Raw genomic sequence first — 11,536 nt, 5'->3', positions numbered from 1 at the left:
ATGGAGTGGAATAATGGCCAATCATATACTTGCTTCTTTCCATTGGGGCCTTCACCATTGGCACCATCATACCAAAACTCGAAAATGTGTCCATACTGCGTAAGTAATTCTTTCTGCATATTAGCGTAAACCTGATTGTAGGAATCCGTTCCATAATTAGGATGGAATCGATCCCAAGGAGAAAGATATATTCCAAGCTTTAAACCATAACGTTTACATGCTTCTGCTAATTCTCTGACAACATCTCCCTTGCCATTCTTCCAAGAAGATTTGACAACCGAGTGGCTTGTATATTTTGACGGATATAAAGAAAATCCATCATGATGCTTAGCTGTTAATATCAAGCCCTTCATACCAGCAGCTCGCGCAATTCGCGCCCATTGATTACAATCAAGCTGTGTTGGATTAAACAATTTAGGATCCTCTTTTCCCTCTCCCCATTCTACATTCGTGAACGTATTCATATTGAAATGAATAAATCCATAATACTCTAATTCCTGCCATGCCAATTGCTTAGCTGATGGAATAGGGTAGACTGGCTTGATTTGTTGTCCATATAAACGAACTGAACATAGCATTAAAAAAAGAAAAAGAATTGGCCTAATTACCATGATATAATATAGAATTTTCAAATAAAACCATTGATTGATTTGGGATGGCCCTAAATAATGGATTAAACCCAAACCAAATATAATTTCCAGAACCCATTGAATAGCTAGCCAACAATAAGCTTTTAGAAACTTTTGGCTTAATCTTGCTTCCCATAAAACCAAAATAAACAGGCTTTTCACTTGTTTGAAGAATCGCTTTCCATTTTACATTCGGAATAATTAATTGATCAGACTGATTAATAAGTAGCATGTTTGCCTGATTAATACGAAATCCCAATGGATGAGATTTTTCAACAAGAACTTCTAGCAAATTACCACGTAAAGTCTTCGTAATATTATTACGTTCAGAATCCTCATACGCTACCTGCACTTCTGTAGAATCAGTTAAGTCTTTCTCTTTTAACACTAAATTTTTAGCTACAAGACTTCCAGAGTTCTCAAAAAGAATTACTTGTCCTCCTTTACGAACATAATCGTCCAATAAAATTTGTTGCGATTTTGACAGTTCAACCGAATTTGAATTAGGGAAAATAAGATGCGAGTAAGCCGACAAATTTGCTTTGAATACCTGATTCATAGGAATAAAACTTGGATTCAATTGCATTTGCTTCGTTAAATAATAAGCCAATTCTCCTTGTTGGCCCACATCTAAAGAACCATCCACCACCACAGCTATGTGACTATTTTTAACGTGCACAAAATGTTCTGAACCTAAGTCTGCCCCTTCTTGGGACCGATACGTATTAATTCCTAATAATTTCACTTGAGCCATATTGGCTAACTGATTCAAGCGTTCCCAACTACCGCGTTTCTTTAAAACCCAAAGGTGTCCAGGTTCGAAAGACTGACCTTCAAAACCTACTTTCTTATCATTAAAAACAACTAAATATCCAGATTTTACTAACGAGTTTACAAAGGATGAACTTTCTTTTGAAGGCTTAAACACGTAAGCTACGTGATTTTCATGTACCTGATTTTCTACAAAAATTGATTCACTGTAGGTTACCGAAGAAGCTTTATCTTTTAACCCATAAGCGCGTATCCCATGAATTTGAAATAAATTCCAAGCAGAAATATCATAGGTTAATGAATCCTCCAAAAAAGGAGTTGGATCCAATAAAGCTTGAATCAGGGGTGCTGCCGATTGGTAAGCGGATATCAATAAATCGCCAGCAGATGCCTTAATGGGTACAATTTTTTGTTCCTGATATGAGAATGCATTAGACTGGAAGTCCTTATCTACTTGGCCTACGCGAATGCGATTACGATTCAATAAGCGAATAAGGTCAGAAGATTTAGCGATCTCATCTTTGGGAATTAAATAGCTTTTATACAAGTTGGTCGGATTAGTACGAGCAGAAGCATGATTCTGATAAAAAGAGGATTTAACAGATTCGCTGTTTGTTAAAGACCAACCCACTAAGTTCACGGCTAGTTGGCGATGATGATTCACGCGGTCAACAAATCTTATTGTATCAGAATTTGATTTTTTAGCTTGTAATCCACCTCTAATTCCACCTTGCTCGAGTGTCATTCCTAAAGCTCCATTTAACATAGGATAGGTATCACCATAACCAGGATAAAACAAATCATACACCTCAGACGTGAAAAATGGCCATTTTTGTTGGTCAAATAGTGTGGCAAATGATTTGCCAACACTCTGTTGCAATTCCTTTGTTCTTGACGAAATAAAGTTCAAATAAGGTTTTGCAGCAGGAGGGAAATAGTATGAATTCTGGTAACCCTGCTCATGAAAATCCGCATGAACCATAGGCAACCATGACTGAAAAAAAGCCATGCGTTGTTGCGTTTCAATTTGAGTTTGCCATACCCAATCACGATTTAAATCAAAGGAAAAATGATTATGACGACCAGAAAAACTTCCCTCGAAGTGTTCTTGATCATTAGGATCTGCATTTCCTCCTGAGGTAAAATTTCGACGATTGTATTGCGTAACATACGCATCGCGTCCATCAGGATTAATACATGGGTCCATTAGGACTACAAAATCTTTTGTGGAATTGGTCAGTAATCCACCATCTTTTACCAAATCGTAAATAGCTCCTAGAGCTGCTTCTGATCCTGCAGCTTCATTTCCATGCACATTAAAAGATAAATTGATTATGATCGGCAAATCATTAGATGGCGATTTTTGACCCTGAATAACCTGTTGATGCTGCTCCTTAATCGCACTCCACTTCCCTTTCAATTCTGGTTTAGTCAAAATCAACATCCCTAATTCGCGATGTTCATTTGTTTGACCGTATGAAATCCATTCAGCTACAGAGGGCTTCTGTTCTGCTACGTACTTGCAGTAATTAACTAATTGATAATGATAGGTAAATCGTGTGCCCAGGGGATACCCTAAAAATTCATCTGGACTTTTTAATTGGCCCAGCGAACAAAAAACAAGAATGATAAATAAAAAGCTAAGTAGAAATCTCATATTATTTAGTTAACTGAAAAAATTAAAATTAAAGAAAAAAGAAGGTAAATTGAAAGAACTTTTGACTTTCACTTAAAACAAATTATAATGGCATTACCTCAAACCGAAAACGAATCAATTCAGATAAATTCATCAGAAAAAGCCAATTATACGCTTCCATTAATTCTAGTAACTAGTTTATTTTTTTTGTGGGGATTAGCTAATAGTTTGAATGGAACACTAGTAAAACAATTTCAAACGGCATTAGACTTACAAAGGTGGCAAGCCAATATTGTAGAAACAGCGTTTTATGCAGGATATTTCGTTATGGCATTGCCCGCTGGCGTCGTTATGCGCAGATACGGGTATAAGGCTGGAATTTTACTTGGATTAATCCTTTATGCAGCCGGGGCCTTTTTGTTTTATCCTGCAGCAGATGTTCGCTCTTATTCTTTCTTTTTGATTGCATTATTCATGATTGCAAGTGGTATTGCTTTTTTAGAAACTGCCGCAAATTTATATGTGACTGTTTTAGGTGATCCAGCCAAAGGTGATTATCGATTGAATTTTGCTCAATCATTTAATGGTATGAGCATTATTCTAGGACCGGTAATTGGCGGATTTTTTATATTTTCTGATAAAGAATATAGCCAGGAGGCACTGGCGGCTATGCCCATCATTGAATCAGAAGCGATAAGGGCTTCCCACGCCGCATCCGTTCAGACCCCTTATTTATTAATTGGTTGCATTGTGGCGGTCGTTGCTGTGTTATTTGCACTTACAAAAATGCCTGAATTAAAATCCACAGAAAAAGTAGAATCGAATGTGACAATTCGCGAATTATTGAAGCACAAGCACCTCGTTTTAGGAATTGTTGCTCAATTTTTAAATTTGGGAGCTCAAGTAACGTTATGGGGAAATTTTGTTGATTTAAAATTGGATTATGCTCCAGAAACTAACTTATGGATTGTAGAGCAAATTTACCAAATCACTTCAGATATGTCGGCGACCCAAACAGCTAGTTTTCACGCTTCTTTCGCATTTGTTTTATTCTTACTAGGCAGGTTTTTAGGTACATTTTTAATGGGGAAATTTAAATCAAGCCATATTCTTGGTATTTATGCCATTGGGGCAGTAGCTTCGTTAATCATAGCGATGTTAGGCGGTGGAATTATTGCCGTTGTTTCTTTAATGTTGGTATATTTTTTCCAATCCATCATGTTCCCAACAATCTTTGCTCTGTCTTGCAAAAATTTAGGGGAAGGTTCTAAATTAGCATCCTCATTAATAATCATGTCAATCGTAGGTGGCTCAATAATTCCTCCTGTAGCTGCATCATTGTTTAAAATCAATACAAATATGGCGCTGGCGATTCCTTTATTTTGTTTCAGCTATATTGTTTTTTATGCTTACCGAGGATCTCGAATTTCAACACATGAATAAATATTTGTTAATCTTAGATTTGGTCAATGAGGAAGCGTCAATTAAACAATATGAGGCGTACCATAAGTCCATTCCTAAGGAAATCGAACAACTAATTCGGGAGTCTGGAATTACATCGATGGAAATTTATCGCTATGCAAATCGATTAGTCATGGAAATGATTACTGATGATTTATTTTCATTTGAAGCAAAATCGAAAGCTGATCAAGAAAATGAAGTAGTTCAAGCATGGGAAAACCTAATGAATCAATATCAACAACGAATTCCGGGATCACAACCCAATGAAAAATGGGTTTTAACCAAACGTATATTTAGCTTAAATTAATTCTATGTCACATACTTATTTACAAATCAATCCATCAGACAATTTACTTGTCGCATTGCAGGACCTAAAAGCAGGGACGATTATTAACCATGGAGGGAATGAAATTGTCCTTCAGGATGATATTGCGGCCAAACACAAGTTTACAACTGAGGCCATACATAAAGATGGAAATGCCTATATGTATGGAGTATTAGTAGGACATGCCATTCAAGATATCGCCAAAGGTGGCCTAATTCACACATTCAATCTTCATCATGCATCACAAGATTTCATTGGTAAACAAAAAGACTATGCGTGGACTAGTCCTGATTTAACTAAATTCAAAAACCGGACTTTTAATGGTTACCATCGTGCGGATGGCCAAATTGGCACACAAAACTATTGGTTGGTGATTCCACTCGTATTCTGCGAAAATAGAAACATTGAATTACTGAAGAATGCATTTATCCAGGGCTTAGGTTTTCAGAAAAATGACTCTGTGACGAATCAAGTAGTTCATCTTCGCCAACAATTCGAATCTGGAAAGACATTATCACTTGGTTCAAGTTCAAATGAAGCAATAATCGCTAAAAGTCCATTGTTTCCGAATGTAGATGGAATAAAATTTTTAACGCATGAAAATGGGTGCGGTGAAAATAAAGATGAGTCGGAGAGTCTCTGCAAATTATTAGCTGGATACTGCGTAAATCCAAATGTAGGAGGCATCAGTATATTAAGTTTAGGTTGTCAGCATTCTCAAATAGAGGTCTTCAAGGAAAAATTGAAAGAAAAAGATTTAAATTTTGATAAACCAATTCACTTCTTCGAGCAACAACAAGATGAGGGGAGTGGTGTAGAAAATCTGTTGAATGATGTTGTGTTCAAAACCTTTAAAGGTTTAATTGAAATAAATAAAATTGAACGAAAACCTGCTCCACTATCAGCATTACGATTAGGTGTGAAATGTGGTGGATCTGATGGTTTTTCAGGAATTTCAGCTAATCCGGCGATTGGACATACGGCCGACTTGCTTGTGGGTCTAGGGGGAACGGTTATGATTGCCGAATTTCCTGAGTTGTGTGGTGTGGAACAAGAATTACAAAATCGTTCTGTAACGGCAGAAGTAGCAGATAATTTTGGAAAAATGATGCGGGAATATGCCAAACGTGCAGCAGCAGTTGGAGCAGGCTTCGACATGAACCCTTCACCTGGAAATATTAAAGATGGCTTGATAACAGATGCCATCAAATCAGCTGGGGCTGCAAAAAAAGCTGGATCATCTCCTATAGTAGATTCGATCGGATATGGTCAATATGCTATGAAAAAAGGATTAAATCTTGTTTGTACGCCTGGAAATGACGTTTTGGCAACTACAGGAATGGCGGGTGCAGGCGCAACAATTCAACTTTTTACGACGGGATTGGGAACACCCACTGGAAACCCAATTTGTCCTATGGTTAAGTTATCAACAAATACACGCCTAGCAGAAAAGCTTCCAGAAATCATTGATATCGATTGCGGACCAATTATTCGTGGCGAAAAAACGGTTGAAGAAATGGGCGAGGAAGTATTAGAATATGTTATTAAACTGGCTTCAGGTGAAATCACGACAAAAGCGATGGATTTGGGGCAAGATGATTTTATGTTCTGGAGGAGAGGGGTATCACTTTAGACGTTAGCCTCTTTGGCAAACCTTTCAGGATTGCCAAAGTTTGAGACGCATGCAATGAGGCGATTAGCCCAAAAAGATGTAAGAGGTGAGAAGTAAGAGGTGAGAATAAAAAATTTGCTAGTGACTAGCGACTAGCGACTTAAAATACAAACTATGCTATTTTCATTAAAAGGCAAAAAAGTAGTGGTGACAGGTGGATGTTCCGGTATCGGGAAATCGATTGCGCTAACATTTCACGCCCAAGGGGCAGAGGTGCACGTAATCGATTTACATAAATCAGCAGATCCTTTATCTGATAAAATCTTTTTCCACCAAGCAGATATTACTGACCTTGAAATGGTAGAACAAATAGCCATGCGGTTACCTACAATTGACATATTAGTAAATAATGCGGGTATACCACAAATTGGAAATTTGGAGAAAACAAGTCCTGCCGACTTCCAGCGCATTTTTGACGTTAATGTAAAAGGCGCTTATCATTGCATGTATGTGTTTATCCCAAATATGGTTAAACAAAAATCAGGTGTTATTTTAAATATGGCTTCTGTAGCTGCGTCCGTAGGAATACCAGATCGTTTTGGTTACTCCATGACCAAAGGAGCGATAAAATCCATGACCCAATCTGTAGCGAAAGATTACATCAATCAAGGTATTCGATGCAATTGCATATCTCCTGGACGTGTCCATACGCCATTTGTAGATGGATTCATTGCCAAAAACTATCCAGATAATCAGGCAGAAATGTTTGAAAAATTATCGAAAACACAACCATTAGGTCGCATGGCTAAACCTGATGAAATTGCCAATTTAGCCTTATATTTATGCTCCGATGAAGCCGCATTCATCACAGGATGTGATTATCCAATTGACGGTGGATTCATTTATCTAAACAATTAAAACCTATGAAAACGAAAATTTTAAGCATCATTTGCTTGATCAGCATGAGCCTAAGCTCATACACAACGCTTGAAACGCCTACTCGTATTGTCTTTTTTGGTGATTCGATCACTCAAGCAGGAGTAGGCAAAACTGGCTACATTACCAAAATGGCAGAAATGCTAGGTGCTCAAGGTCTAGCTAGTAAATATGAACTAATCGGTGCAGGTATTGGAGGCAATAAAATCTATGATTTATACCTTCGTCACGAAGAAGATGTGATTGCTAAAAAGCCTACTATTGTAATTATATATGTCGGAATTAATGATGTTTGGCATAAGACAACATCACGTACAGGAACTGATCCAGACAAATTCGAAAAGTTCTATAGTGCTTTAATTAAAAGGCTTCAAAAGTATAATATTCAAGTAGTTATCTGCACACCAACAGTGATTGGAGAAAAGTTTGATGCGAGTAATGAGAATGATGGTGACCTAAATGCGTATTCAAATATTATTCGCAAAATTGCCACAGATAATCAATGTAAATTGATCGATTTACGTAAGGCATTTTTAAGCTACGAGGAGAAAAACAACATTGAAAATAAGGCTTCAGGCATATTAACAACAGATCGCGTACACCTAAATGAAGTAGGTAACCAGTTTTTAGCTGAGACCATGTGGGAAACAATTAAAAAATTATAGTCGATGCAATTAGTAAGAATAGGAGAATTTGAACAAGAAAAACCATCGATTCTTGTCGATGGCCGTTATTTAGACGTTTCAGCACATGTTCAAGATTATAATGAAGCATTTTTTGCAGCAGATGGTTTAACCAAACTAGCACAAATTGTTGCTTCAACAGATTTACCTGAAATCAAATCACCAAAGCGTATTGGTTCATGTGTCTCTCGTCCATCCAAAATCATTTGTGTGGGATTGAACTATGCAGATCATGCGCGTGAAACTGGTGCTGAAATCCCAACGGAGCCGATACTTTTCTTTAAGTCAACAACAGCTCTTAGTGGACCATTCGATCATGTTGTCATTCCAAAGGGTTCTACCAAAACAGATTGGGAAGTAGAACTAGCCATCGTAATTGGCAAAAAAGCCCAGTATGTCTCAGAAATAGAAGCTTATGATTATGTAGCTGGTTATTGTTTACATAATGATTATTCAGAACGTGAATACCAATTAGAACGTGGAGGAAATTGGTCCAAAGGAAAAGGATGTGACACGTTTGCACCACTAGGACCTATTTTGGTTACGAAAGATGAAATAAAAGATGTGCATAATTTATCCATGTGGCTCGATGTAAATGGGAAGCGTTTTCAAACATCAAACACAGATCAATTGATATTCAACGTTCCACAAGTTGTTTCTTATATTTCCCAATTCATGACTCTGTTACCAGGTGATGTGATTTCAACGGGGACACCACATGGGGTAGGATTAGGTTTCAAACCACCCATTTATTTACAACCTGGTGACGTAGTAACACTAGGAATGGATGGTCTAGGAGAACAAAAACAGACAGCCGTAGCTTATTCATAATGATTGATTCCCATCAGCATTTCTGGAACTATGATGAAGAACGAGACGCCTGGATAACACCAGAAATGTCTGTAATTCGTGCTGATTTCTATCCTGACGAAGATACATTTCGATCCAAAGGAATTCAAAGTTGTGTCGCAGTCCAAGCCGCATCCTCCGAAGAAGAAACGTTATTTCTCCTAGCATTAGCAGAACAATCCGATTTTATTCGCGGGGTAGTAGGCTGGGTAGATTTGCAACAATCCAATATTGAAGACCGACTTGCTTATTTCTCACAATTTGAAACAATTAAGGGTTTTCGTCACATCGTTCAAGGAGAAAAGGACACTGATTTTCTAAAGAGACCCGCATTTTTAAAAGGTATTCGTGCACTCGATGCCTTCGATTATACCTATGATTTACTGATTTTACCACATCAGTTGCAGTCAGGCATTGATTTTTGTCAAAGTCTTGAACAGAAAATCGTATTAGACCATTTGGCAAAACCGCCGCTTAAATCGGGTGATTTAAGCGTTTGGAAAAAAGAATTACAAGCCTTTAAATCATTAGATCATGTGTCAGCCAAAATATCCGGTTTGGTTACAGAGGCTAATTGGCATACATGGACTAAGGATGAAATTAAGGAAGTAATAGATACGGCATTAAACGTATTTGGACCAAATAGATTGATGTTTGGAACAGATTATCCTGTGGTTAAAGTAGCCGCCGAATTGGATACGTGGATAGAAGTTTACGCTTCGAATATTCGATCACTTAGCAAAACGGACCAAGAAAAAATGAATCAATTAAATTGCATCAACTTTTACGCATTAGACTAATATGAACCTAGGACTCAAAGAAAAAGTAATCATTGTAACTGGTGGCGCGAAGGGAATAGGCGCGGGAATCAGTCAAGCATTAGGCTTGGAATCCGCCATGGTGGTCATTGTTGGTCGAAGCGAAACAGATAATCAAGCATGCATCAACATCATCCAAGCCACAGGAGGGCAAGCTTTTTCATTTGTTGCTGAACTTACACAACCTGAAGAATGTACACGTGTGGTCAAAGAGATTGTCACTATGTTTGGTCGAATCGATGGACTAGTGAACAATGCGGGTATAAATGATGGGGTGGGACTCGAAAAAGGGTCATATGATCGATTTATGCAATCTTTACACGCAAATCTTGTTCATTATTACTTACTAGCACAAGCATGTTTACCCTATCTAAAAACATCTAAAGGGGCAATCGTAAATATTAGTTCGAAAACAGCCGAAACAGGGCAGGGAGGAACATCCGCTTACGCTGCTGCAAATGGTGGGCGAAATGCATTGACACGCGAATGGGCCGTAGAATTATTGCCATTTAACATTCGAGTTAACGCGGTAGTCGTTGCTGAATGCTACACACCACTTTACGAAAAATGGATTCAAACATTGCCAAACCCGAAAGAAAAATTAGCTGAAATTGAATCGAAGATTCCGTTAGGCCAACGAATGACTACAGCTGATGAATTGGGAGCTATGGTTGCTTTCTTATTATCACCTAAATCAAGTCACACCACAGGGCAATTAATTCATGTGGACGGTGGATATGTTCACTTAGATCGTGCTTTATGATTCAAGAACGTGATTTAGTCAGCCCAGGATTACTCGTAGATCCCAAAATCGTGCAGGCCAATATAGCTTGGATTTTGAATAAAGTGGATAATAATCCACATCGACTAAGACCGCATATAAAAACACATAAAACGCGGGAAGTAAACCAAATGCTTTTGGCAGCTGGTATTTACAAATTCAAAGCTGCAACCATCGCTGAAGCTGAATTATTAGCCTTAGATGAAGCACCAGATGTGTTGTTGTCCATGCAACCTACAGGAACAACGCTTACCCGATTCATTGAACTTCAAAAAAAGTACACTAAAACCTCATTTTCATGCCTTTTAGACGACCGAGTAGCTGCATCGCAGTTGGCAAAGGTCTGTGAAAATCAAAAAGTCTTCATCGATTTAAATATGGGTATGAATCGAACAGGCATTCGTCCCGAAGCGGCATTACCACTCATTCATCATATTCAAAGTATGTCTTCACTAAAGTTAGTGGGACTTCACGCATACGACGGTCACATTCGTGACGCGAATATCGAAGACCGTCAAAAACATGTGGAGAGGGATTTTGAGTACTTTTTTGATTTAGTAAACCATTTGGATTCTAATTTAGAATTGGTCATAGGTGGAACTCCAAGTTTTTTGGTACATCATCAGAATCCGAAATTTGTTTGTAGTCCGGGTACATTTGTATTCTTCGATACCGGTTATGCCAAATTATATCCCCAAGAAAGCGTTCAATTAGCTGTACAAATTATCGGGCGTATAATTTCGAAGCCAACCAATCACACCATTTGCATCGATGTGGGTCATAAATCAGTAGCCCCAGAAAATACGATTGAAAATCGGCTTACATTCATCAATCATCCCGAATGGAAATTAATCAGTCAAAGTGAGGAGCACGGCATCGTAGAAGTTGGCGATAATTCTCCCTATGCTATCGGAGATTTGATTCGCATGTATCCATATCATATTTGCCCAACAGTAGCTTTACACCAATCATTGCAAGTAACCGACGGATCAACTTGGAAGGTATTAGCACGAGACCGTAAAATAACTATTTAAG

The 11,536-nt window shown here is 38.0% G+C and carries 11 protein-coding genes; 9 read left to right on the top strand and 2 right to left on the bottom strand.

What is annotated here, in order from left to right; translation table 11 throughout:
- Nucleotides 1-578 (bottom strand): alpha-L-fucosidase (locus AC1W6K_RS07450; RefSeq protein ID WP_481947008.1); only part of this gene is annotated, 578 nt, incomplete at its 3' end.
- A 22-nt stretch (nt 579-600) separates the two neighbouring features.
- A complete protein-coding gene (locus tag AC1W6K_RS07445) occupies nt 601-3,057 on the bottom strand; it encodes a M14 family zinc carboxypeptidase (protein ID WP_481947007.1) in 2,457 nt (818 codons plus the stop codon).
- 87 nt (nt 3,058-3,144) lie between these two features.
- Here AC1W6K_RS07445 and fucP point away from each other — a divergent pair, with 87 nt between their 5' ends.
- The 9 genes from fucP (at nt 3,145) to AC1W6K_RS07400 (ending at nt 11,535) form a co-directional block, all read left to right on the top strand.
- Complete coding sequence (gene fucP / locus AC1W6K_RS07440) at nt 3,145-4,479, top strand: L-fucose:H+ symporter permease (protein ID WP_481947006.1); 1,335 nt, start codon at nt 3,145-3,147, stop codon at nt 4,477-4,479.
- Nucleotides 4,472-4,804 carry an L-rhamnose mutarotase gene (locus tag AC1W6K_RS07435; RefSeq protein WP_481947005.1) on the top strand — a complete coding sequence of 111 codons (333 nt, stop codon included), beginning with the start codon at nt 4,472-4,474 and terminating at the stop codon, nt 4,802-4,804. The genes fucP and AC1W6K_RS07435 overlap by 8 nt, the downstream gene beginning before the upstream one ends.
- A gap of 4 nt (nt 4,805-4,808) precedes the next feature.
- On the top strand, nt 4,809-6,455 hold the full coding sequence (locus AC1W6K_RS07430; RefSeq protein WP_481947004.1) for a UxaA family hydrolase: 1,647 nt from the start codon (nt 4,809-4,811) through the stop codon (nt 6,453-6,455).
- A gap of 153 nt (nt 6,456-6,608) precedes the next feature.
- Nucleotides 6,609-7,352, top strand: coding sequence for an SDR family NAD(P)-dependent oxidoreductase (locus AC1W6K_RS07425; RefSeq protein WP_481947003.1), 744 nt, complete (start codon nt 6,609-6,611; stop codon nt 7,350-7,352).
- A gap of 44 nt (nt 7,353-7,396) precedes the next feature.
- Nucleotides 7,397-8,035 carry an SGNH/GDSL hydrolase family protein gene (locus AC1W6K_RS07420; protein WP_481947002.1) on the top strand — a complete coding sequence of 213 codons (639 nt, stop codon included), beginning with the start codon at nt 7,397-7,399 and terminating at the stop codon, nt 8,033-8,035.
- Between the two features lie 3 nt (nt 8,036-8,038).
- Nucleotides 8,039-8,884, top strand: a complete 846-nt coding sequence (locus AC1W6K_RS07415; RefSeq protein ID WP_481947001.1) for a fumarylacetoacetate hydrolase family protein — start codon at nt 8,039-8,041, stop codon at nt 8,882-8,884.
- Complete coding sequence (locus AC1W6K_RS07410; RefSeq protein WP_481947000.1) at nt 8,884-9,702, top strand: amidohydrolase family protein; 819 nt, start codon at nt 8,884-8,886, stop codon at nt 9,700-9,702. The genes AC1W6K_RS07415 and AC1W6K_RS07410 overlap by 1 nt, the downstream gene beginning before the upstream one ends.
- Nucleotide 9,703: 1 nt before the next feature.
- A complete protein-coding gene (locus AC1W6K_RS07405) occupies nt 9,704-10,483 on the top strand; it encodes an L-fucose dehydrogenase (protein ID WP_481719266.1) in 780 nt (259 codons plus the stop codon).
- Nucleotides 10,480-11,535: an alanine racemase gene (locus AC1W6K_RS07400; protein WP_481946999.1), complete on the top strand. Its 1,056-nt coding sequence runs from the start codon at nt 10,480-10,482 to the stop codon at nt 11,533-11,535. Before AC1W6K_RS07405 ends, AC1W6K_RS07400 begins: the two co-directional genes overlap by 4 nt.
- Nucleotide 11,536 lies beyond the last annotated feature (1 nt).

The sequence above is a fragment of the Aquirufa sp. genome (assembly GCF_964796385.1).
This window is presented reverse-complemented; position numbering and strand designations above follow the sequence as displayed.

What these genes read in the sequence shown, in the direction of transcription:
- AC1W6K_RS07430 (WP_481947004.1), top strand. Translation starts at nt 4,809, where the DNA reads ATGTCACATACTTATTTACAAATCAATCCATCAGACAATTTACTTGTC.
- AC1W6K_RS07420 (WP_481947002.1), top strand. Translation starts at nt 7,397, where the DNA reads ATGAGCCTAAGCTCATACACAACGCTTGAAACGCCTACTCGTATTGTC.
- fucP (WP_481947006.1), top strand. Translation starts at nt 3,145, where the DNA reads ATGGCATTACCTCAAACCGAAAACGAATCAATTCAGATAAATTCATCA.
- AC1W6K_RS07445 (WP_481947007.1), bottom strand. Translation starts at nt 3,057, where the DNA reads ATGAGATTTCTACTTAGCTTTTTATTTATCATTCTTGTTTTTTGTTCG.
- AC1W6K_RS07400 (WP_481946999.1), top strand. Translation starts at nt 10,480, where the DNA reads ATGATTCAAGAACGTGATTTAGTCAGCCCAGGATTACTCGTAGATCCC.
- AC1W6K_RS07435 (WP_481947005.1), top strand. Translation starts at nt 4,472, where the DNA reads ATGAATAAATATTTGTTAATCTTAGATTTGGTCAATGAGGAAGCGTCA.
- AC1W6K_RS07410 (WP_481947000.1), top strand. Translation starts at nt 8,884, where the DNA reads ATGATTGATTCCCATCAGCATTTCTGGAACTATGATGAAGAACGAGAC.
- AC1W6K_RS07415 (WP_481947001.1), top strand. Translation starts at nt 8,039, where the DNA reads ATGCAATTAGTAAGAATAGGAGAATTTGAACAAGAAAAACCATCGATT.
- AC1W6K_RS07425 (WP_481947003.1), top strand. Translation starts at nt 6,609, where the DNA reads ATGCTATTTTCATTAAAAGGCAAAAAAGTAGTGGTGACAGGTGGATGT.
- AC1W6K_RS07405 (WP_481719266.1), top strand. Translation starts at nt 9,704, where the DNA reads ATGAACCTAGGACTCAAAGAAAAAGTAATCATTGTAACTGGTGGCGCG.